Source organism: Sphingobacterium haloxyli, assembly GCF_002980525.1.
GTDB lineage: Bacteria > Bacteroidota > Bacteroidia > Sphingobacteriales > Sphingobacteriaceae > Sphingobacterium > Sphingobacterium haloxyli.
Window position 1 is genome coordinate 293,847 of the sequence record NZ_PVBQ01000005.1, and the last position, 21,500, is coordinate 315,346.

Consider the following 21,500-nt stretch of genomic DNA (forward strand, 5'->3'; position numbering starts at 1 on the left):
CTATAGGTATCCCCCAGCATTACATTAATCCTAGGACGATATTCTTTATTTTTGCATCATATAGCACGTAATTTTCTGACAGTACTAAATTAGCGAAAACCACCAGTAAGCAAAATCACGGAAATCGGGGATTTTAGGAATTAGCAAAGAAATACAAAACCTGTTGAAAATATCATATTTTTTTGTCCTCATTAGGTGATTTAGGTGGAAAGCCCTAAATTTAGCCCACGATGACACTGTCTACTGAACCCTATATACTCACCGATACACACACGCATATCTATTATCATGCAGGTAAGGCAACATTGGATGAACAGCTCCAGCGCTGCTTCGACCAGCATATTCACCGGTTGTTTTTACCGAATGTTGATAGCGCGTCCGTCTCTCTAGTAATGGACACCGTACGTACATACCCGGAAAACTGTTTCCCCATGTTGGGACTGCATCCATGTTCAGTCAAGGAAAATTACAGAGAAGAACTGCAACAGCTAGAACAGCAGCTTTCGGAGAGCCGAATTTACGCTATCGGCGAAATCGGCTTAGACCTTTATTGGGATAAAAGCACATTGGATTTTCAACGCGACGCTTTCCGCATCCAGGTTGGCTGGGCAAAAGCGTTGGGACTACCCATCGATATTCATTGCCGGGAGGCTTTTGATGAATTATTCGAATTATTGGAGGAACTGAAGGATGCGAAGCTATTTGGCATTTTCCACTGTTTTACTGGAACACTCGAACAGGCTAAGCAAGCTATTGATTTGGGATTTTCTTTAGGTATCGGCGGTGTAGTAACATTTAAAAAAGCAGGGCTAGACGCAGTGGTTAAAGAGATCGACCTGCAACACATTGTACTAGAAACGGACGCCCCCTACTTAGCGCCTTCCCCTTTTAGAGGAAAAGAAAACGAAAGTAGCTATCTCTATTACGTGGCGCAAAAAGTTGCGGATATACACCAAATGGATATTGCAGAAGTAGCTAGGATAACAACAAATAACTCAAAAAAAATATTCGGTATTTAAAGTTAACCATGCAAAATATATTTATTATTTATACAGGCGGCACCATCGGCATGGTAAAAAATGCTGAAACTGGCACTTTTGTGCCGTTTGATTTTGAGCTGATCGCCCGGAATTTACCGGACCTCAATAGGCTGGACTATAAGTTAACCGTACATTCTTTTACGCCTATTATTGATTCATCCAATATGAATCCAGGCATATGGATAGAAATGGCAGAGATTATTCGAGATAATCACGACCACTATGACGGCTTCGTTATTTTACATGGTTCGGATACAATGTCATTTTCCGCCTCCATCCTAAGTTTTATGTTGGAAGGGCTTCAAAAACCTGTTATCTTGTCGGGTTCCCAGCTTCCAATCGGCGAAATACGAACAGACGCACGGGAAAATATGATGACGGCATTGGAAATTGCTTCAGCAAAAGACAGTGGTAAATCTATCGTTCAGGAGGTGTGTATCTTATTTGACAATAAGCTTTTCCGAGGTAACCGTTCATTCAAATACAATTCGGCTAAATTTGAGGCGTTCCGTTCACCGAATTATCCGGTTTTAGCAGAAGCAGGCATCCATATCAATTATAACCGCGAAGCATTATTGGACAATACAGACAAAGAATTCATTATGCATACCGAGCTCGACAACCGCGTTGGGGTGCTAAAACTGTTCCCGGGCATCAGTCCAGCTTTTGTGAAATCTATCCTGGATTCGGATGTCCGAAGCATTGTGATGGAGACATTCGGATCCGGAAATACAATGACAGATCAATGGTTTCTTGACTTGCTCGCGGAGGCAGTACGAAGCGGAAAGAACATCGTTGATATTTCCCAATGCAAGGTCGGTTCTGTCGAGCTGGGACGATATGAGACATCCCAAGGGCTGAAAGCACTCGGGATTCTCAATGGATATGATATGACTTTTGAAGCAGCCGTCACAAAACTCATCTATTTACAAGGGCAACTGACCGACCAGGAGGCTGTGGCTTATTGGGTAGAAAGGGACATACGGGGAGAATTGACGGTGAATGATTAGCAATCAATCAAGCAGGCACAACCTCCCTTTTTCTTCTCTCGAATATACGCTTGATCCGCCCTATCTTATAGAAGTCGTATAATGCGATGATCAATAAAATAGCACAAGTAAGGTAGAACGTTCCGTTTTCTAGGTATAAGTAACCTATTCCTCCAAATAGCCCCCCTGCCACGTAGGCAATCATAATCGTAAGCAGTAGATGAAACTTGTCTACCAACGCTTTGTTATGTCGGTGTTCGTGCTTACTAAACATGGATACTATAATGGCCAAATCGGTTGTCAAACCGGTGAGGTGCGTCGTCTTTACAACAGAGTTCGATATGCTTGCAGTAAGACCATTCTGCAAGCCCATAGCGAAGAGTAGCGCTCCAACTAGAATTTCGGTCTCTTTAAGGGAATTCTGATAAAAAGCATCCAAGTAGATTCCAACGAACAGGATACTTAAGAACTCTAAAACAACTGGAATCGCGTGCGAAATATATTGGCTCCAACGCCCTTTTCCTTGGATAATCACAAAGTTGGACAGAAAGCTCCCGAGAAAAAAAAGTGTTACCCACAATAACACGACAGCTCCCTGGTACCAGTTCCCTTTGCTAATCTCTTGGGCTAACACAGCATAATATCCCGTGATGTTAGAGGTAAAGGCGAAGAAAACCGTCACTGATGCGACATTGACCATCCCCGCTGAAAAAGCGGTTAATGCCCCTAGCTTCACATTGTCGGATTGTGTTCTATGATTACTATATTTTCTTAGCATATTGGTCTAACTGCTCCTTTTTTTCCAAAACAATTTCAATAATTCCCTTAACTTGCAGATCGAAGTTTAAATGCAGTACCAAACGGTCCTTGCTGATTTGCTGAATTTGAAAACTTTCGATCGGTTTTCCGTTCCTGCGAAGCTCCAACACGTGTCCACGCCCTTTGATAAACCATTCCATGTCGCTTTCGTCCGCAGATGTTGCAGATTTTAAGCTGCCATCTTCGCTGAAATGCCATACACCAAGATGCAAATCCTCTACATTTTGCATAATTTCCCTCTTGAGCCCAGATTGGATCCGCGATTCCTCATCTGCGCCCGCATTATCTTTTTCTAATCGCCATTCCTTTTCTATCCATTGTCCCTGTATCAGGCGCTCGGGATTTTCAGCATGTCTAATAACCAGGGAAGCACCTATCAGCAGTAGGGCTAACAACAAATAGTTTAATTTTACCAATACGTCCCTATTCATAACTAAACCTCCATTTCTTCCGAAAGAAAAAGCTATCCAATGTGTCATGTCTTGACATCTCGTCCTCGCCCATGGCCACTGGTATAACTTGCGGCAAAGGGAGTGGTTGCGTACGCAGCAGTTCTACCACGTCAAAAGTATGTTCAACGTTCTGAAACTCAAACGCATCGGGCAGCACGATCTGCGTAAACTGACGTCCTTTTAAGTAGTTACGCACATAGCGCGTATTTTTTGAAATCATGCAATCGGCATACATTTCCACCACTTTATCTTTAAATCGGGATTTGATGATCTCACATCCTTTGAGGAAATCGTCATTTTGCATTTCTGCTAGATGATCATCTAAGGTAAACCCTAACAGCATACTTATGGATTCACCGAGCTTATACCCGTAGACCAAAACCAGCTCCACTTGTTCATCGTTGTTGTTTTCCAGATATTCCAAAACAATTCGCAGTGAATTAACTGTAAAATCTGTTGGAACGAGCACGCGTTGTATCATTGACTTCTTTTTGTTTAGTACAAAAGTAAATCAGCAACATAGCAACGGAATAAAACCCCAATTAGAATTGCATTAAACTTTTAGCATCGAAATTAAAATGGGATTAAAAGAGGGGCATCGTATTAAAAAGAGATTAAAATAGCTATGAAATCGGACTGTAGGTGGGCAATTCTATACGCACGGTGGTACCTTTTCCTAATGTTGAGGTAACCGATAAGTTTCCATCGTGCATTTTGATAATATTTCGAGCTAAGGGTAACCCAATACCATATCCAGAAAAATGCTGTGTATTGGAAGCTCTGAAATAGGGGTCGTAGATGTAAGATAACTCTTGTTCGGGAATACCGATACCTTCATCCTTAATTAAAATAATAACACCCTTATCAAATGCCCCAAGCGCGACATATGCCGTATGATTTGGCGAATATTTACAGGCATTGGAAACGATGTTGGAGATGGCTAACTGGAGTAAAGGCGCTAATCCGTTCACCTTGAGTTTCATACTGTCATCAGGAAGCATGCTAAAATCTGTCTTGATATGAAAGCGCTCGTTAATAGCTTTCACCGTCATTTCCGCGTCCATAATAATTTGGTCAATACGAACCGGTTTAAAATTAAGCTTCGTGTCTTTTTCATAGCCGGTCCTGGCCAGCATTAACAGTGCGTTGGTCTTTTTTTCCAGATTTTCTGCGGAATCGACAATTTTCTGCATGGCTTGCTGATATTCTTCTTTGCTTCGATCTTTGGACAGCGAAAGGTCAGCAATACCAATAATGGACGTTAATGGTGTATTAAGTTCATGCGATGCATTGCTGATAAAATTCTTCTGCGTCTCGAAGGATGTTTCCACACGATTGAGCATTCGGTTAAAGGTATTAGCAAGCTTATGCAATACGCCCTTGTATTTGTCCTCACGCAAGCGAAGATATAGGTTTTCGGAGCCAATTTTTTTCACTTCGTCGATTATTCCATAGATCGGCTGGATAAAGGAGCGCTTCACCAATAACGAAACCACAATGACAAATAAAACACCCAAGATAAGGGAAATCAGCAGTAAATTCTGTAAATAACGTAGGTGATGGGTATAAAAATAGTTCTCTGCCGAGACACCAACTATATAGTTCTTACCCGGTTGCTGGTACAGCTTGGTAGAATAAAATGTATTACCTTCTTTAAAATTGGTGGCTCCTCGCTTATCTATCTTTTCCCATAACAGCGCATTAAATCCACTATTGTTTACGATATCTCCTTTTTCGTCGAATTCAACGATGAATTCTCGTTGATTATTGAGTTCTTCCAAATAGGTTATTGACCAATCCTTTTGAGTTTCTTTTCCATTTAACATTCGCTCTGCAGCGAGGTCTCGTCGTAGATCTAGGCGTTTGTAAAAATCCGAAAAGGCAAAGTTGGTAACTGAGTACAGGATAAATGCGACGAAGGACACGGTATAAACCACTAAGATGGTTATCAGCGCATATAACGTTTTGTTGTAATTCCTCATCTAGTCCTCTATCTTTAAGACATAACCCATGCCGATTACCGTGTGGATGGCTTTCGACGGTGTGGCCTTTTCAATTTTCTTACGCAGGTAATTCACGTATACATCCACGACATTTGATCCTATATCAAAATTGATCCCCCATATCTTGTCCAGTAACTCTGTCCGTTGGAAAACCTTTTGCGGAGACTGAATAAAAAGTAAAAGCAAGCGATACTCTGTAGCTGTCAAATTAAGCTCTTGCCCATTAACGTATGCTATCTTCTTATAGTCGTCGATTTCGATGAACTTATAGGTATAACGATGCTTCTCGGCAATATGGGTCTGTTTAGCCATCTCCAGGTTTCTACGTATCAGTGTCCGCGCTCTTGCCTTGAGTTCGATAAGCTTGAAAGGTTTTGATAAATAGTCGTCTGCTCCACTGTCTAAGCCTAGCACCACATTCTCTGGTCCACCCAAAGCCGTTACCATAAGAATGGGAAGATTGGTATATCCCAACGTACGAAAATTCTTACAGATCTCTAGCCCATTTGTTTCGGGAAGCAACACATCTAGGATGACAAGGTGTATCTCGTTGGTCTGTAGTATACGAAGTGCTTGTTCATAATGCGTGGCGTGCCGCACCATAGCCCCGTCTTCTTCCAACCCTTGAATAATCACGTCGGCTACGTTCTTTTCGTCTTCCACCAGCAATATTTGTTTTCCTTTCATGATACGCCTAACTTGTTAGCAATAGATGCGCTACTAAATTAAAAATTTTGAAGGATAATCCTTCAAACAAAAAAGGCGCTTATGCGCCTTTCTCTATAAATTTTTCATGATAGAATGTCCCATCCGATCCCTTTTGGTCTTGAGATAGTTCTCATTATAAGGATTCGATTCTATTTCTATCGGTACGTTATCCACTACTTCTAACCCGTATCCAACAAGTCCTGCACGTTTAGTGGGGTTATTGGACATCAAGCGCATTTTGGAAACCCCCATGTGACGTAAAATTTGTGCACCCACACCATAATCGCGCAAATCGGGTTTAAAGCCCAGCTGTAAGTTGGCGTCTACGGTATCTACTCCCTCTTCTTGCAAACGATACGCATGAAGTTTGTTTATTAGACCTATTCCACGGCCTTCTTGGTTCATATAAACAACGATGCCTTTACCTTCTTCCTGAATCATTTCCATTGCTTTGTGAAGCTGTGGCCCACAATCACATCTACACGACCCAAAAATATCACCCGTCATGCAAGAGCTGTGTACCCTTACCAAAATTGGCTCGTTTTCTTCCCATTCTCCTTTGTACAGCGCAAGGTGCTGCTCGCCTGTGTTTTTTTGCGTGAATGCTTTCAACTTGAAATCGCCCCATTGTGTTGGCATTAGAACGGTTTCTTCTTCTTGGATAAGCGAATCATGTTTCAGTCGGTACTCTATCAAATCCTCAATACTAATAATTTTGAGATCGAAGCGTCCTGCTACCTGCATCAAATCTGGAAGACGCGCCATTTCACCGTCGTCTTTTAAAATTTCCACCAACACGCCTGCTGGTTCAAATCCAGCTAATCGAGCTAAATCGATAGCTGCTTCCGTATGACCTGTACGTCGCAATACACCGCCATCCTTTGCGATTAAAGGAAAGATGTGTCCGGGACGTCCCAGTTCTTCGGGTTTAATATTGGGGTTAATAAGCGCCTGGATGGTTTTTGATCTATCAGAAGCTGAGATACCGGTTGTACATCCATATCCCTGCAAATCTACCGAAACCGTAAAATTAGTTTCATACACTGCCGTATTCTGTCCAACCATTAGTCCAAGATTTAGTTCTTCACAACGTTCTTGGGTCAGCGGCACACATACAAGGCCCCTGCCATGCGTGGCCATAAAGTTTATGATCTCTGGCGTGGCATTTCGGGCAGCTGTGACAAAATCGCCTTCGTTTTCCCGGTCTTCATCATCCACCACAATGACAACTTTCCCCGCTTTAATATCTTCTATCGCCTCCGCTATCGTATTTAATTTTATATCCATCTTCGTGTGCTCTTAATCTATGCAAAGGTAGATTTCATATGTAAATAATTTGTCTTTTAAAGGTCATATGGAATATCCAGTTGTTTTCATTCGTGTTTGTGATTTACAATCGTGGATATTTCTTAATACTGTTTTATATAAAAATCTTGTCAAAATCCGTTGGTTACGCTTTCTTTCTGTTAAATTTGGAGGTGATCCATTTCCAGGCCCGCTCCGCTTTCTGCTTATATTGGTCTACATCAAACAATGCTGAATCTGTTGTTGATTTATAGGTTAGAAATACCGCCAGCGGCGTAAGCACAATAATAGCCATCCACATCCCTACAAGCGGATCCATACTACCATCCTTTGCCGCTTTCTCTGCCATCGTGGATATGATATGATATATGAGAAAGAAAATGATAGCTACCACAACAGGCAGTCCCAGTCCTCCTTTACGTATAATCGCACCCAGTGGTGCACCGATAGCGAAAAGCAATAAACAAGATACTGCCAACGTGAACTTTCTATGAAATTCAATATGGTAGCGAATATCTCTCTCAGAAAAAGCTCGATACTCTATATCTTTCATTTCTAAGACACTGCTCATTTGTTGTGCTTGACTCAAAGCGTTGCTCAGGATACTTCGGCGCTGATCTTCGGACACATAATCCGATAAAAAATCCTGAAACTTACCTACAGCTACCTGCTGCACCGTGTCTGTCCGATAATAAGGGGCAAAATACGAAACATAACTACGCGTTTCCGATAAAATCTGTCGAGAAATGCTGTCCAGCTGCAGACGATTCGAATCAGTATAATGTCTAAGCTGTTTTAAGTTTAGCATTTGATGATGTGACTTAAACAAGCTTTCGTCTGTCCTTTTCATCTGGAACGCTTCCATATCAAACTTCTGCTCTGTTTCAGCGAAACGGAATCGTGTAAATTGCTGTCTTGGGTCGTACCGTTTGGCATTCTTCGCACGTGATTCTTCGTATCGGACACCGTCTCTGAGTCGCAATATCATATAGTTGTTATCCGCAGAATTATGCATAAACCCCTCTTTTGCCAACAACACATTATTGGCCGTATTGCCTGTTCGGTGGTCGTAAATCATCAAATCATACAGTATCGTTCCATCTTCACTTTTATTTTTGGCACGAATAGAATAACCGGGTATGGATTTATTGAAGATTCCGGGCTTAATTAGAAAATCAGCTTTCTTATTACGCACATCCCACAATAAAGAGCCCATCTTCAAGTTGACTACGGGTAGTATATAATCAGAAAATAAAAAAGATCCCCCCGCAAATAACGTGACAAGCACGATAAGCGGGGTCATGGCTTTTCGCAAGGAATATCCGGCAGCTTTAATAGCCACCAATTCGTAACTTTCGCCCAAGTTACCAAATGTCATAATGGAGGAAAGCAACATAGAAAGCGGCAACGCCATGGATAACTGAACGGCACACTGGTAACCAATAAGCTCCACCAACACGTACCACTCAAAGCCCTTGCCGATAAGATCATCGATATACTTAAATAAAAAAAGCATCAATAAGACAAACATCACGATACAAAAACATACCATGAACGGCCTAATAAATGCTTGTAAAATCAATAAATGTATCTTCTTCATGTCACCTCTTATCGCTCATCGCAATACGGATACAAAGATACTACTTTTTTGGTAAGTAATCTTAACTTATGCGCCTATGACACTTTGAAGATAACCCACGGAATTATTCCATATTTGCTTTCTATCTTCCAAGTTATCAGGCTTTACAAAATCAGTTATAGCTAATGCCACATCATTGGTTAGCTCATCTTGGATAATCTCTACTTCAAAATAATAAGGCTCATCTTCCAACCATTTAAAGCGTACACATTTGTTCTCCTTTACGGAAACTAACTTAGCACGATTCACTTCATCATCCCATATAAACTCATAGATACCCTCTTTGTAATTGACATCATCGGCAAACCATTGTGCCAATGCATTCGGCTCATGAATAAACGGAAACAAAATCCGTGGGGATGAATTTATAATATACTCTAAGTGAATTTCTACTTTCTTTTCCATATAGTTTCTTTTGGCTAATTATAAAACCAAGCTATTTTGTCTGTCGGTAAGTATACAATTTTATTTTGTGATTCAAAACACAATAACAGAATTAATTTTGTCCCGAACTAAAATGAGAAAATCGTAAAATGGAAAAAAAATTAATGAAAATCATTTTTTGCCTTTGGAAATGACTACTTATTGCTATATTTGCAACACGAAAAACGGCGGGGTAGCTCAGATGGTTAGAGCGCAGGATTCATAACCCTGAGGTCGGCAGTTCGATCCTGCTCCCCGCTACTGATACAGCCGATGTAAAAGTCGGCTTTTTTTATGCCCGCGCTATTCTTCAAACTCGGCTTCCGGATTTGTCTACCCATGCGCATCGTAAAACTAAATCACCATTCAAATAGTTACTATTAAGCCATGTGTTATTAAAGATACTGATTTTTATTTCCACAAGAGGAATTAATACACTCATCGCTAAGTAATAGTTGCTATATGAAAAGAGATACGTTTTTTATCGGATGTTCAAGTTATGCCACGCCGTCTTGGAAAACCTTATTCTATCCAGACGACTTACCAAAAAAGGATTGGTTTAATTATTATTCCGAACACTTTGATACTTATGAATTCAACGGGTCGTTTTATAAGTTCCCCACAGTACAAAATCTGTTGTCGTGGCACGAAAAAGTCCCAGACAATTTTAAATTTAGTCTTAAGGCCCCCAGAATAATCACCCATATCAGAAGGCTAAAACAGTGTGCGGAGGAAATACAAGATTTTTATCGGGTAAGCAAAGAAGGGCTTAAACATAAATTAGCATGCATCCTCTGGCAGCTACCGCCAAGTTTTAGCTATAGGGAGGAGAGATTGCAATCTATTTTACGCGTGATGGATCCGGCCTTTAAAAATGTCATTGAATTCAGACATGAAAGCTGGTGGCGAGAAGACGTTATAAAAACACTGAGCGAAAATAATATCACCTTCTGTAATGTAAACTACCCCAAATTACCTACTTCAATCCAACAAACTACTCCCATCGGTTACATCCGCATGCATGGCAACCCGGAATTATTTTATTCAGAATACACCGAAGACCAGGTCAAAACTCTTTATCGTGAAGTAAACGCAGCAGGCTTTAAGGAAGCCTATATTTATTTCAATAATACGGCATCGACAGCCGCTATCATAAATGCGTTGCAGCTAAAGAAAATTTTTAAATAGAAAAGGTGAATTTAAAACTCATCAAAAAGCCGACCATTCAGCAATTAACATTTTCTTAAAACAAAAAACACAATTCCCTAATTTTAAGATAGGACTTTTGTCGTAAAATACAGTTAGCGATATGAATTTAAAAATTGCATTACTTACCGGCGTACTCTTTTCAAACGTGCTCCATGCACAGGAGATGATTCGAGGCTTGGTCTATGAAGATGTTAATCAAAATGGAAAGAAAGAGAGACGGGAAAAAGGCCTACCTCAAGTTGCTGTCAGCAACGGCGTAGACGTCGTCCTCACCGATCAGTCAGGAGCATACCAACTTCCTGTTAGAGACAACAGTATCTTTTTCGTCGTTAAACCTAACGGGTATCAATTTCCTTTAGACGAAAATAATATGCCGGAGTTTTATTATATCCATAAACCTCAAGGTTCTCCCGATTTAAAATATAAAGGCAGCGAACCGACGGGGAAACTACCCAAGTCTTTAGATTTCGCGCTCTTGAAAGATGAAACCGAAAAAGAGCAATTCAGCGCACTGGTCTTTGGTGACCCCCAAGCTTACAATATGGATGAGATAGCGTATTTCGACGAGGGCATCGTACAAGAAATCAGCAATAGGGAGAAGTTTGCTTTCGGGCTCAGCTTGGGCGATCTGGTAGGAGACGACTTGACTTTACACGATCCGTACAAAAAGACGGTCGGTAAGCTTGGTTTGCCTTGGTTTAACGTTATGGGCAATCATGATATGAATTATGATGTACAGCAAGATGTGCTTTCTGACGAAACCTACCAAAAGAACTTTGGTCCTAACAACTTTTCCTTTAACTATGGCGGTGCACATTTTATCGTATTGGATAATATCATCTATCCGAATCCCCGTACAGGAAAAGGATATTTAGGGGGGTTCCGGAAAGATCAATTAGATTTCGTGGAGAACAACTTGAAATTTGTCCCAAAAGATAAATTGGTTGTACTTGCGTTCCATATACCTTTATTACACGACAACTCGGATGTTTTCCGCAATGAAGACAGGCAACGCTTGTTTGATTTGTTAGCCGAGTATCCCAACACACTTTCTCTCTCTGCGCACACGCATCTTCAAAGACACAACTTTTATACTAAAGAAGACGGCTGGAAGCAAGACAAACCACACCACGAGTACAATGTCGGCACCACATCCGGTGACTGGTATTCAGGGTTAAAAAACAAACTCGGCGTACCGACTTCGACAATGCGTGATGGAACGCCGAAAGGTTACGCAATATTAAACATCGAGGGTAATAAATACACCTTTGATTACAAAGTTGCCGGGGAACCAGAAGATTATCGGTTAAACATCATCTTCCCGGCTGCTGTACAGCAAAAATATTTGCGTCGACATACCCTGTCCGTCAACTTCTTTATTGGCGCGTCGAGCGACATCGTAGAATATAGCCTAGATGGCAAAGAATGGAAGAAGATGAACCATACGGAAACAGAAGATCCAAGCTTTCAATATCACGTACTTAAATTTGATAATGCAGAAACGATGATGGATGGCCGCAGACCCTCTAATGCGGTAAAATCCACTCATGTCTGGCAAGCTAAGTTGCCCGGCAAACTGCAGGCTGGTCAGTACACCATTCAAGTGAGAGCAACGGACATGTTCGGCAGAACGCATTTGCAGACGAAGGATTTGAAAATAGTGGAATAACAGATCCTTTTTGAACCTAATAAAAAAGCGTGTTAATTCTTTAACACGCTTTTTGTCTTTTTAACGTCTACCACAAGTGATAACGCAAACCCAACATCAAATAATTTGGATCTAACTCCTCCCATTCGAAATTAAATTTGAGCTTATATCCGGTATATAACGAAAGGTTAACGGCCGGAAAATAATAGCTGGCGCCGATCTGTCCGTTCAACATCGTAAAACTTTCATGCTTTTCTGGCCAAGCTTGCTCTCCAGAAAGTTCTTGATAGCGATAGAAATCTTGGCTTATTCCGCCGCCAAGAAAAACATTAAAATTACTTTTTTTTCTATCCAATATCGACAAGATGTAATCGCCCCCAACCGCTACATACCCTGCACGGCCATACACCTGCGCCTGTACAGCCGAGTGATTTGAGAAGTCATATCTCCCTTGAATACCGAAAGCTCCTGGATATCCCGGAGATTCCAATTGCACGTCACCATAAAACCCAAACGCCCAAGCATGATCCTGTGATTTTACTCTGGAAATCAATGCGATAAAAAACAACGATAAAAAAATCTTTTTCATAAATAATTATATAACTAGTCTATCCGCTCTCCTTTGTTCTTACGATATCGTTTATATACCTTCATGAGGACCATTAATAATATAGCGAGTCCGACTAAGCCTAATACACCATAAATCCAATCGACCGCTGACCTAAAGATAACCAGAAAAACAATGGCAAAAAGGATAATCGTAGACACTTCGTTCCACAAGCGCAGTTGAGCAGAGGTCCACGTCGATTTACCTTTCGCCAACTGCTTCATCATTTGCTGACTCTTAAAGTGATAAAAGAGCAGACCCGCCACAAAAACGAGCTTCACTTGCATCCAGCTTTGATCCAAAAGTCCTGGCGACAGATAAAGCATAACCAAAGCCGAAATAATCATGATGTACATCGCCGGCGTGGTAATTATCCACCAAAGTCGCCGCTCCATAAGCATAAATTGCTTATGCAATACCTGATACTCCATAGCTGACTTTTGCTTTGCTTCCGTGTGATAGACAAACAAACGGGGCATATAAAAGAGTCCCGCCATCCAACAGACCATGAAAATAATATGTAGCGCTTTTGCGTATAGATATATCATGTATTTTTTCGTTAAATTTAATAACGAAATTCCTTCACTACATCAATTGCATATTTCACGTTATCAAAAGGAATATCTGGCATAATTCCGTGTCCCAGATTGAAAATAAACCCTTGCTCACCACGCATACGCTCAAATAATTGTATGATTTTATCCTTGATGACATGCTTATCGGCATATAATACAAAAGGATCTAAATTCCCCTGTACGGCAATTCCTGCTGGAAGCAGTTGCTTCACATTTTTTAAATCTGCGTTCCAATCGATAGATATCACATTCGGATTGGCTTCTGCCATCATTGCTGCAAACACGGACGAACCTTTGCAGAAAGAAATAACGGGAACGGAGCGCTTGATATTTGCTAGAATATATTTATTATAATAATGGGAGAAATCGCGATAATCATTCCACGATAGTGCTAATGCCCAGCTATCGAATAATTGTACGGCATTCACACCCGCCTCGATTTGCATATTTAGATAGTTGATCGTTACATCAGCTATTTTTTTCAAAAGCTGATGTGCTAAAGCAGGTTGGTTATTAAGCAACAATTTCGTCCGTTTAAAATCTTTAGATGAGCCCCCTTCGACCAGATAACTTAATATAGTGAACGGTGCGCCCGCAAACCCGATTAAAGGAATACGTCCTGCCAAACGCTCTTGTACCACATGAATTGCGTCCGCAACATACTGTAATTTATCTATACAGTCTATCTCCAACCTATCTACGTCAGCCTGTGTACGTACGGGATTATTGAATCGAGGTCCTACGCCTTGCTCGAACGACAACTCTCCTCCCATTGCCTCCGCCGTTACCAAAATATCGGAAAACAAGATTGCCGCATCAATGTCTAAAAGATCAACCGGTAACATGGTAACATCCGCTGCTATCTCGGGGGTCTTACACATCTCCAAAAAGCTGTATTTATTCTTTATTTCCCAATATTCGGGCATAAAGCGTCCGGCTTGACGCATCATCCAAACAGGAGGTCTCTCTGTAGACTGCGACAACGCAGCTCTAATCAATAAATCGTTCTGTAGAGTTTTGTTCACTAGGATTGCTTATTTAATTCTTTTTCTATTTTTTCAATTATCGCCTTTTGACGCTCCGTCAGTTTCAATTTACTTGCGCGTTCGATATAGACAGGGACACGATCGTAATTGCGTTTTCGCAAGCTTATGTTCGCCAGATTGATTAATACAAATCCTTTTTCTGCATCACGCTTCCATGGCAAACGCGAAGCTAACTGAAAGTGGTATTCGGCATCGTCAATCCGCTCTTCTTTAAGGGCGATATTTCCCATCATAAATTCGTAATAATTCCGGCGCCTCTTCCGTAGTTTGTCGGGATCTTTAATTTCCGCCAGTAACGCTTTTGTTTTTTCATAATCTTGCTTATGAAATGCTTGTGTGGCTAAAAAAACCGTGCCTTCACGGTAGTGGCTCCATATAACGTATCCGATTAGCCCTAAAATATAAATAATGATATTGTAGTGCTTCTCGTAAATTGCATAAAGAAGAAATGTCAACGCAATACCGATGACAATCATCCTTGATCGTGTGTTCATGTGTAAATTATGCTGGTGTATCCGTAAACTTATACCCCACACCGCGGATCGAATGAAAATACACAGGATGCTTTTGGTCGGGTTCAAAGTATTTACGGAATGTCAAAATAAAATTATCAATCGTACGCGTTGACGGATAAACATCGTAATTCCACACGGTTTCTAATATCTGTTCCCGAGAAACAGCTTCATTTTTCCGTTCAATCAGCAGCTTCAACAGCATCGTTTCTTTCTTCGTCAATGAGGTTACCGTTCCGTCGGCATGATGAAGCTCATAGGAGTTGAAATAGACCGTTTTATCACCGATGGTGTACGAATTAAACTCTTTTAAATCGTCTGATTTAAGCCCTCTACGGATTAGATTTCCTACACGAAGAATAAGCTCTTCCAGATTAAACGGCTTTACTAAATAATCGTCTGCGCCTTTTTTTAAGCCTGTAATACGATCCTCACTACTGTTCTTAGCAGTTAAAAACATAATGGGCACCTCGGTGTTCTGTAAACGAACAGTTTCGGCGACCTGAAAACCATCGATCTCAGGAATCATGACATCTAGGATAATGAGATTGAAACGTTCTTCTTTGAATATCTTCAATGCTTTCTTTCCATCTGTCGCTGTCGTAACGCGATAGCCTTCTAACTCTAAATTTAATTTGATAGCTTCCAATAAGTGTTCCTCATCTTCTACCAATAGTATACGTTGCTTAGTTTGCATAATTTTCAAATGTTACTTCAAAAATACTCCCAGATGGAGTGTTATCTTTTACCTTAATAGAGGCGTTGTGTTTTTGCAATACCGTTTTCACTATATACAACCCTAAACCCGTGCCTTTGGTTTTACGCGTGGACTCATTGCCTATTCGGTAAAACTTATTGAATATGTTCTTTTTCTCCTCTTCCGGTATCCCTTGCCCGTGATCTGCTACCGAAAAAACAATTTTTTGGTTCTCCCTTTCTTTTAACTGCACTTCGACGTTCGCACATGGAGGTGAATATTTTATCGCATTTTCTATTAAATTATTCACTACGTTGGTGATAGCAAACTTATCCGCGTGGATTATTACGCCTTGGTCCAAATCTGGTTTTATGATCTGGGAGCTACAAGCATTCTTTTGCAATCTGTCGACCACATTGTCTACCAGCTCCGTAAAATTGAAGTTTTCTTTTGGAAAAACGAAACTTCGGTTTTCCAGTTTTGTCGTCAGTAGTACGTTTTCGACAAGGTCGTCCAACCGCTCGATATCCTTCAATGAGTTGGAAAGAAAAACTTTTTGTTGCTCTCTATCTAAGTCACGCTTCAAAATGGTCTGTATATATAACTTCACCGATGCCAAAGGTGATTTTAGTTCATGCGTTACTGCTAACAAAAAATTCTGTTGTTGCTGCTGTTGTTTATGCTCACGACTAAAGAGTTTTTTAAGCCTCATTGCTCCCCAGATAAAAATCAACAGAAAGAAAACACCTTCTCCGATAATCATGCCCTTACGTTCCGGTTCATAATTAACGAGGAGATATCCCCACCAAAGCAATTGGGTAATGGCGTAAAAAACCAAAAAGTAAAACAGTACGAGAGCTCTCTTCATACAATAAATTAATGTCACGCAAAAATAACCATTTGTTAACCTCAAAGGAAATAGTAGACGTATTATGACAATAGGTTAAGAAAGGTGCTATATTTGCGCTATGTTTTTCGACAAAAAAGATGTCTTCTTCGATTTAGATCACACTATCTGGGATTTCGACAAGAACGCACAGGAAACGCTGCACGAACTTTATCATAAGTATCATTTTGACAAGTTGATTGGAAATGCCAGCTCTGACCTTTTTATAGAGACGTACACGGCAAACAACCATCGTCTATGGGCCCTTTACCACCATGGTAAGATCGATAAAGCTACCCTACGCGGGTTACGTTTTGCGGATACTTTTACGCAATTAGGTATTGATCCCGCCTTGTTTCCCAATGCGTTTGAGGAAGAATATTTGAACATTTGCCCTACTAAGACTAATCTCTTTCCAAACGCGCTTGAAACGTTAGGTTATCTGCAGGGCAAATATAACCTACATTTAATTTCCAATGGCTTTAAAGAAGCGTGCGAAAAGAAATTGCAACATAGCAAATTGAAACCCTACTTTAAAACAATTGTGATTTCAGAAATGTTTGGCGTCAATAAACCAGACCCGAGAATCTTCGAACTTGCTTTACAAAAAGGAGAGGCCGAAAGAAAGACTTCTGTCATGATCGGAGACAACCTCGACGCCGATGTTCGAGGTGCACAAAACGCCGGAATTGAAGCTATTTTCTTTAACTCAATCGGTCTTGAACGCCCCGAAGATGTTCGTCACATGATTCGTGATCTGGGAGAATTGCAGCAGGTTTTTTAAAGAAGTAGAGGCGCATTACCTGCGCCTCCACCATAATTATACTATAATACCTTTACGGTAATATTTTTCAACCACACGTCGTCGCCATGGTCCTGAAATCCAATAACACCCGATTTGGATTCTCCACCGACGTTATTCAATAATTCGAATGCCAGCGGCCATTTTTCCTGACTGAACTTGCTAGCTTGTAACAGGGTTGTCCATTCCGGTGTCCGTACAGTATATTCTACCACTTGTTGACCATTTTGATAGTGGGTCACTTTTCCATTGTTTACAACGATCTTCGCCTTGTTCCATTCTCCTGCCGGTTTGCCATTCTGTGGTTTCGCTGGAATCATATCATAGAGAGAACCCGATTTTCGATTACCATCGACTCCCTGTTTAGCATCAGGGTGATTTTCATTATCCAACAACTGATACTCTGGGCTGGATACATAAATCGGCTGCCCTTCTACTTCTTTCGCTAAGAAAAATACGCCGGAATTACCTGCATGGGAAATCTTCCATTCAAACTCCAATTCGAAGTTTTCAAAATCATACGCAAAAATAATGTCTCCACCATCTTCCTTAGTCAACCCCGATTCTTTATTGGAAAATTTCAACGAACCGTCTTCAATCACCCATTTCGCGGGGATTTTTTCTTTGTTATACCCCCGCCAGCCTGTTAACGACGTTCCGTTAAATAGTACATAGGCGCCATCCGCATTCTTCGGGAATTTGTTAATATCAACTTTCGGAAGGTTATTTAGCTCATAAGGTGGAACCTTATTGCCAACGGCCGTGATGTTTTGCGCTTGGCAAATAGCGGAGGACAATAAAACGACCGCCCCTATCATATACATAAATCTTCTCTTCATTTTATAAGATATCTTTTAGTTTTCCTCTAAAGGTAAAAAAATATATGAATTTTTAAAAGCCTCCTTCCATGCCTTCATCCATACCGGTCTCTCCTCCACGGTCTTCCCGCTTTTTGGTCAAATCCTGCATACCAAAACGGTAGGTAAAGGATAGGGAAAACATTCTACGCATCCATCGGTTTTCCATTTGGATGAACTGCGTTGGCAGGTTATTCTCCATACGGAATCTACGTGTATTGAATACATCCCGCACATTAAACATCACACTTCCCTTCCCCGAAAGCACATCCTGACGTACTGCCAAGTCAAGTCCTGCCATAGACCGCATCCGGCCTTGAACCCATTTTCTGGGAGCGCGGTAGAAACCTCGGGCTTGCAAGGTGGTAGATTTTGTAAACTTCACATTGGTATTAATGTTACCATTCCAGCTGAAGTTTTCGACGTCACCGGTGTTGAATTCCGCATAGGGCATTGTTTTGTCATAAAACAGGTTAACATTAGCCGTTGCATCCCACCATTGCAGAAAGTTTACTTTTGATATCAGCTCCAGTCCCATCGCATCCTGCTTCGACACATTTTCCCACCGTCTAAACGTGACGTTACTTCTATCGCCGACAATATCGGCTATTTCTTCGGGATCTATCAAAAACGGGCTCATCATATCGCTTGATCGGCGATAGTATGCGGAACTAATAAAATTCCATTTGTCGTAAAACTTGGCAAAGCTCAATTCAAAGGAATGTATATCCTCCGGTAATAGGTTCGGATTACCTTGCCGATAATTCATTTCATCGCTGACATTCACAAATGGGTTCACTTGCCATCCACCTGGTCGTTCTACACGTCGCGTATAAGAAAGCTGTACTTTATCGCCGGAGTTACCCACTTCGTATGATAAGAAAGCACTGGGATAAAGACGGAAAAAATCCTGATTTCCATCATTTGTTCTCTCATCTTCCGGGGCATCCGGATCCAAATTATAGTAAGTGGACCTTAAATAGGTTTGCTCTCCGCGAAAGCCCACTTGCACGCCCAGTTTCTCTGTCAGTTTACGTTGATAATTTACATACAATGCGTGCACACTATTGGTCAACTCAAAATCATTGCTGACACTGTAATCCGGCATAAATTGATTCGTCGTGGTATCCAAAACGTTCGACCATTGGGAATCTTCACTGTTACGCACCATGGTACGGTAACCCGCCTCAAATTTGTGGTCTTCCGCGAATGGCAAGACATAATCCAATTGAAAATTCCAATTTTTTCCAGCTTCACTCGTCACATTCCGGCGTTTGAAATCAGCACGATTGGCATAGGTTTGATCAAAATCATTTATTCCATCTTCGGTATCATTTCCATACGTGATATTAGCAGTGATTTCCTCTCCCTCCCTTTTGAGTTCTTGCTTAAAATCAAAGGTTATGTCCACCCCTAAGTCTTCTTCGTATTGCTGTGAAATTCGAGAAGAATGGTCGCCCAGTTCCGGAAGATTAAAATATTGGTAATTGATGTCCGAACGTCTATCATTGTCCCGAATACTGACATTCGCTCCCAAGCTAAGGGTGGTTTTGGGTGCAGCATACCAATCGGTTCCAAATCGCAGGGTATGATTTTTTCCTTTCCGGTTATTGTCACTTGTACTAATCGTTCGCGCACTATTTTCCTGAATCACGCCATCGATAAGCTCTGTGTTATCATTAAAGCCGTCGCCCGGGCGAACTCTATTCGCGTTGTTATATCCACCAAAGAAATTAAACTTGCGATCTCTGTAATTCAAGTCGATTCCAGCATTGTAATTATCATAAGAGCCCCCCGATGCCGTCACACTTCCATTCAGCCCCGTTCTCATGTTCTTTTTTAACACTATATTGACAATACCCGATTGGCCCGCCGCATCATATTTTGCAGAGGGGTTTGTAATAAGTTCAACCTTGTCAATACTGTTTGCCGGCAACGATTGCAACAATGCATTTATGTCAGATCCGGCCATAGCCGACTCTCTTCCATCAATCAAAATTTTCACACTACTAGAACCTCGGAGAGAGACATTCCCGTCAGCATCCACATCTAGCGTTGGAACATTTTCCAGTAACTCACTGGCTGAACCACCCACACTGACTAAACTTTGGGAAACATCAAATACTTTTTTATCAATTCCCAAACGCATCTCCGGCGCTCGTCCTTCTACAACGACCTCTTCGATCAACTTTCCATCATCCATCATGGATACTTGCGCTAGCTTTACTGGCTCTTGACTCGTTACACGTACATTTTCAATAAGAACGTTTTCTTTTCCAACGTAGGTAATCCGAATCGTATATGTTCCAAAATCAACGTCAGAAAAGACCAGTTTCCCCTCGATGTCACTCTGCGCACCCTGAACATAACTTTGATTGGATTGTTGGAGAAGAGAGGCGCTAGCGCCAATAATAGGCTCGCTGATCTCCTCATCAATAACAATGGTTTCTATCTTCCCCTGTTGTGCGAAAAGAAAGAGGGGACAAAAAATAATAAAGAAAATCAGCTTCAAGTTTCTAGTGAATATCATGTGAATAAATGTCCTTTTCACAAAAAAACAAAATAAAAGCTGCTATCGTTCTATCGTAACTGCATTATTACGATGTGGTTTTTCCACTTTTGACCGCAAAAGTGGAGCAAAACTCGTCGCTTAAAACCTTTGGCATTAGGGATAATGCAGGAAGAGGCTTCCTACAGTCGCCAAAGCTTTTCATGCGACCTTTTATGTTAAGGGGAGGATCCTACAATGGTATAAACGAACGCGATGATAATTGAATGTTGGCATATGGGTTAAATCGACCTCGTCTTTTTTTGCGGCCACCTTTAAGAAGACTATTCCGTTAAAAACAGCATATTGTCTGAGCGGAGCGAGTTTCATGCTGTTTAGGAATAGGCAAATAAAGATAGCAAAAACAGACAAGTCGTGACTTTTTTGTTTCTTTTTTTTGTTAAGAAAAGAATTATTCTACGGAAACTGTCAATCCTTCAGATTTGAGAATTTTCCGGTATACTTCCATTTCGGTTAGAGAGCCTTCGAGCACGACGCACTTACCCTCTGTATGCACTTTCCACGCAATTTGTTCAGCTTGGGCCTCCGAATATTGTAAATGCTTCATTAGGCAATCAATAACATGGTCAAATGTATTGATTTCGTCATTCCACAGAACCAAGCGGTTCGAAGATTGGACAGTCGCTAATATCTCTTCAAGCGTAAACGCTTCTTGCTCTGTTTCTACACCCATGTTGCAAAAATAACTAATATTTTAAAAAATATGTAGATTTA

22 protein-coding genes and 1 tRNA gene are annotated in these 21,500 nt (G+C 41.0%); 6 read left to right on the forward strand and 17 right to left on the reverse strand.

Annotated elements, in window-relative coordinates; translation table 11 throughout:
• Positions 1–230: 230 nt before the first annotated feature.
• Positions 231–1,019 carry a TatD family hydrolase gene (locus tag C5745_RS08540; RefSeq protein WP_105716567.1) on the forward strand — a complete coding sequence of 263 codons (789 nt, stop codon included), beginning with the start codon at positions 231–233 and terminating at the stop codon, positions 1,017–1,019.
• Positions 1,020–1,027: 8 nt separating this feature from the next.
• Positions 1,028–2,050: an asparaginase gene (locus C5745_RS08545; protein ID WP_105716568.1), complete on the forward strand. Its 1,023-nt coding sequence runs from the start codon at positions 1,028–1,030 to the stop codon at positions 2,048–2,050.
• Positions 2,051–2,057: 7 nt separating this feature from the next.
• Here C5745_RS08545 and C5745_RS08550 read toward each other — a convergent pair whose 3' ends face one another.
• The 8 genes from C5745_RS08550 to C5745_RS08585 all read right to left on the reverse strand — a co-directional run bounded on the left by C5745_RS08550 (position 2,058) and on the right by C5745_RS08585 (position 9,360).
• Positions 2,058–2,807: a YoaK family protein gene (locus tag C5745_RS08550; RefSeq protein ID WP_105716569.1), complete on the reverse strand. Its 750-nt coding sequence runs from the start codon at positions 2,805–2,807 to the stop codon at positions 2,058–2,060.
• Complete coding sequence (locus C5745_RS08555) at positions 2,791–3,327, reverse strand: hypothetical protein (protein WP_207795754.1); 537 nt, start codon at positions 3,325–3,327, stop codon at positions 2,791–2,793. Before C5745_RS08555 ends, C5745_RS08550 begins: the two co-directional genes overlap by 17 nt.
• Positions 3,272–3,781 carry a hypothetical protein gene (locus C5745_RS08560; RefSeq protein ID WP_105716571.1) on the reverse strand — a complete coding sequence of 170 codons (510 nt, stop codon included), beginning with the start codon at positions 3,779–3,781 and terminating at the stop codon, positions 3,272–3,274. Before C5745_RS08560 ends, C5745_RS08555 begins: the two co-directional genes overlap by 56 nt.
• Before the next feature lie 142 nt (positions 3,782–3,923).
• Positions 3,924–5,282: a HAMP domain-containing sensor histidine kinase gene (locus tag C5745_RS08565; RefSeq protein ID WP_105716572.1), complete on the reverse strand. Its 1,359-nt coding sequence runs from the start codon at positions 5,280–5,282 to the stop codon at positions 3,924–3,926.
• Complete coding sequence (locus C5745_RS08570) at positions 5,283–5,990, reverse strand: response regulator transcription factor (protein WP_105716573.1); 708 nt, start codon at positions 5,988–5,990, stop codon at positions 5,283–5,285. It lies immediately after the preceding gene.
• A 93-nt stretch (positions 5,991–6,083) separates the two neighbouring features.
• Entirely contained in the window at positions 6,084–7,298 is a 1,215-nt protein-coding gene (locus tag C5745_RS08575) for a bifunctional 3,4-dihydroxy-2-butanone-4-phosphate synthase/GTP cyclohydrolase II (RefSeq protein WP_105716574.1), read from the reverse strand.
• A 163-nt stretch (positions 7,299–7,461) separates the two neighbouring features.
• Positions 7,462–8,916 carry an LptF/LptG family permease gene (locus C5745_RS08580; RefSeq protein ID WP_105716575.1) on the reverse strand — a complete coding sequence of 485 codons (1,455 nt, stop codon included), beginning with the start codon at positions 8,914–8,916 and terminating at the stop codon, positions 7,462–7,464.
• 66 nt (positions 8,917–8,982) lie between these two features.
• On the reverse strand, positions 8,983–9,360 hold the full coding sequence (locus tag C5745_RS08585; protein ID WP_105716576.1) for an START-like domain-containing protein: 378 nt from the start codon (positions 9,358–9,360) through the stop codon (positions 8,983–8,985).
• 205 nt (positions 9,361–9,565) lie between these two features.
• Between C5745_RS08585 and C5745_RS08590 the strand changes: the two genes are divergently transcribed.
• From C5745_RS08590 to C5745_RS08600, 3 genes are all read left to right on the forward strand, one after another.
• Positions 9,566–9,639 (forward strand) — tRNA-Met (locus C5745_RS08590).
• Between the two features lie 201 nt (positions 9,640–9,840).
• The gene (locus C5745_RS08595) at positions 9,841–10,566 is read left to right on the forward strand and encodes a DUF72 domain-containing protein (protein ID WP_105716577.1); all 726 of its coding nucleotides are present in this window, start codon (positions 9,841–9,843) and stop codon (positions 10,564–10,566) included.
• A 121-nt stretch (positions 10,567–10,687) separates the two neighbouring features.
• Complete coding sequence (locus tag C5745_RS08600; protein WP_105716578.1) at positions 10,688–12,256, forward strand: calcineurin-like phosphoesterase C-terminal domain-containing protein; 1,569 nt, start codon at positions 10,688–10,690, stop codon at positions 12,254–12,256.
• 67 nt (positions 12,257–12,323) lie between these two features.
• Here the strand turns inward: C5745_RS08600 and C5745_RS08605 are convergent, their stop codons facing one another.
• From C5745_RS08605 to C5745_RS08630, 6 genes are read right to left on the reverse strand one after another with little or no spacing between them, the layout of a single operon-like run.
• Positions 12,324–12,824, reverse strand: a complete 501-nt coding sequence (locus C5745_RS08605) for a hypothetical protein (protein WP_105716579.1) — start codon at positions 12,822–12,824, stop codon at positions 12,324–12,326.
• A 14-nt stretch (positions 12,825–12,838) separates the two neighbouring features.
• On the reverse strand, positions 12,839–13,390 hold the full coding sequence (gene hemJ / locus C5745_RS08610) for a protoporphyrinogen oxidase HemJ (RefSeq protein WP_105716580.1): 552 nt from the start codon (positions 13,388–13,390) through the stop codon (positions 12,839–12,841).
• A 17-nt stretch (positions 13,391–13,407) separates the two neighbouring features.
• Complete coding sequence (gene hemE, locus C5745_RS08615; RefSeq protein ID WP_105716581.1) at positions 13,408–14,442, reverse strand: uroporphyrinogen decarboxylase; 1,035 nt, start codon at positions 14,440–14,442, stop codon at positions 13,408–13,410.
• Positions 14,442–14,957 carry a hypothetical protein gene (locus C5745_RS08620; protein WP_105716582.1) on the reverse strand — a complete coding sequence of 172 codons (516 nt, stop codon included), beginning with the start codon at positions 14,955–14,957 and terminating at the stop codon, positions 14,442–14,444. The genes hemE and C5745_RS08620 overlap by 1 nt, the downstream gene beginning before the upstream one ends.
• A gap of 7 nt (positions 14,958–14,964) precedes the next feature.
• On the reverse strand, positions 14,965–15,672 hold the full coding sequence (locus tag C5745_RS08625; RefSeq protein ID WP_105716583.1) for a response regulator transcription factor: 708 nt from the start codon (positions 15,670–15,672) through the stop codon (positions 14,965–14,967).
• On the reverse strand, positions 15,662–16,540 hold the full coding sequence (locus C5745_RS08630) for a sensor histidine kinase (protein ID WP_105716584.1): 879 nt from the start codon (positions 16,538–16,540) through the stop codon (positions 15,662–15,664). Before C5745_RS08630 ends, C5745_RS08625 begins: the two co-directional genes overlap by 11 nt.
• Before the next feature lie 100 nt (positions 16,541–16,640).
• Here C5745_RS08630 and C5745_RS08635 point away from each other — a divergent pair, with 100 nt between their 5' ends.
• The gene (locus C5745_RS08635; RefSeq protein WP_105716585.1) at positions 16,641–17,342 is read left to right on the forward strand and encodes a YjjG family noncanonical pyrimidine nucleotidase; all 702 of its coding nucleotides are present in this window, start codon (positions 16,641–16,643) and stop codon (positions 17,340–17,342) included.
• Between the two features lie 41 nt (positions 17,343–17,383).
• Here C5745_RS08635 and C5745_RS08640 read toward each other — a convergent pair whose 3' ends face one another.
• The 3 genes from C5745_RS08640 to C5745_RS08650 all read right to left on the reverse strand — a co-directional run bounded on the left by C5745_RS08640 (position 17,384) and on the right by C5745_RS08650 (position 21,459).
• Complete coding sequence (locus C5745_RS08640; RefSeq protein ID WP_207795755.1) at positions 17,384–18,199, reverse strand: 3-keto-disaccharide hydrolase; 816 nt, start codon at positions 18,197–18,199, stop codon at positions 17,384–17,386.
• Between the two features lie 52 nt (positions 18,200–18,251).
• Entirely contained in the window at positions 18,252–20,747 is a 2,496-nt protein-coding gene (locus C5745_RS08645) for an outer membrane beta-barrel family protein (RefSeq protein ID WP_105716586.1), read from the reverse strand.
• A gap of 430 nt (positions 20,748–21,177) precedes the next feature.
• Positions 21,178–21,459: an ATP-dependent Clp protease adaptor ClpS gene (locus C5745_RS08650; protein ID WP_105716587.1), complete on the reverse strand. Its 282-nt coding sequence runs from the start codon at positions 21,457–21,459 to the stop codon at positions 21,178–21,180.
• Positions 21,460–21,500: the final 41 nt, after the last annotated feature.

Coding starts and splice junctions, on each gene's coding strand:
- C5745_RS08585 (WP_105716576.1), bottom strand. CDS start 9,360: ATGGAAAAGAAAGTAGAAATTCACTTAGAGTATATTATAAATTCATCC.
- hemJ (WP_105716580.1), bottom strand. CDS start 13,390: ATGATATATCTATACGCAAAAGCGCTACATATTATTTTCATGGTCTGT.
- C5745_RS08560 (WP_105716571.1), bottom strand. CDS start 3,781: ATGATACAACGCGTGCTCGTTCCAACAGATTTTACAGTTAATTCACTG.
- C5745_RS08595 (WP_105716577.1), top strand. CDS start 9,841: ATGAAAAGAGATACGTTTTTTATCGGATGTTCAAGTTATGCCACGCCG.
- C5745_RS08600 (WP_105716578.1), top strand. CDS start 10,688: ATGAATTTAAAAATTGCATTACTTACCGGCGTACTCTTTTCAAACGTG.
- C5745_RS08550 (WP_105716569.1), bottom strand. CDS start 2,807: ATGCTAAGAAAATATAGTAATCATAGAACACAATCCGACAATGTGAAG.
- C5745_RS08540 (WP_105716567.1), top strand. CDS start 231: ATGACACTGTCTACTGAACCCTATATACTCACCGATACACACACGCAT.
- C5745_RS08580 (WP_105716575.1), bottom strand. CDS start 8,916: ATGAAGAAGATACATTTATTGATTTTACAAGCATTTATTAGGCCGTTC.
- C5745_RS08640 (WP_207795755.1), bottom strand. CDS start 18,199: ATGAAGAGAAGATTTATGTATATGATAGGGGCGGTCGTTTTATTGTCC.
- C5745_RS08575 (WP_105716574.1), bottom strand. CDS start 7,298: ATGGATATAAAATTAAATACGATAGCGGAGGCGATAGAAGATATTAAA.
- C5745_RS08645 (WP_105716586.1), bottom strand. CDS start 20,747: ATGATATTCACTAGAAACTTGAAGCTGATTTTCTTTATTATTTTTTGT.
- C5745_RS08635 (WP_105716585.1), top strand. CDS start 16,641: ATGTTTTTCGACAAAAAAGATGTCTTCTTCGATTTAGATCACACTATC.
- C5745_RS08545 (WP_105716568.1), top strand. CDS start 1,028: ATGCAAAATATATTTATTATTTATACAGGCGGCACCATCGGCATGGTA.
- C5745_RS08630 (WP_105716584.1), bottom strand. CDS start 16,540: ATGAAGAGAGCTCTCGTACTGTTTTACTTTTTGGTTTTTTACGCCATT.
- C5745_RS08650 (WP_105716587.1), bottom strand. CDS start 21,459: ATGGGTGTAGAAACAGAGCAAGAAGCGTTTACGCTTGAAGAGATATTA.
- C5745_RS08625 (WP_105716583.1), bottom strand. CDS start 15,672: ATGCAAACTAAGCAACGTATACTATTGGTAGAAGATGAGGAACACTTA.
- C5745_RS08605 (WP_105716579.1), bottom strand. CDS start 12,824: ATGAAAAAGATTTTTTTATCGTTGTTTTTTATCGCATTGATTTCCAGA.
- C5745_RS08555 (WP_207795754.1), bottom strand. CDS start 3,327: ATGACACATTGGATAGCTTTTTCTTTCGGAAGAAATGGAGGTTTAGTT.
- C5745_RS08570 (WP_105716573.1), bottom strand. CDS start 5,990: ATGAAAGGAAAACAAATATTGCTGGTGGAAGACGAAAAGAACGTAGCC.
- C5745_RS08565 (WP_105716572.1), bottom strand. CDS start 5,282: ATGAGGAATTACAACAAAACGTTATATGCGCTGATAACCATCTTAGTG.
- C5745_RS08620 (WP_105716582.1), bottom strand. CDS start 14,957: ATGAACACACGATCAAGGATGATTGTCATCGGTATTGCGTTGACATTT.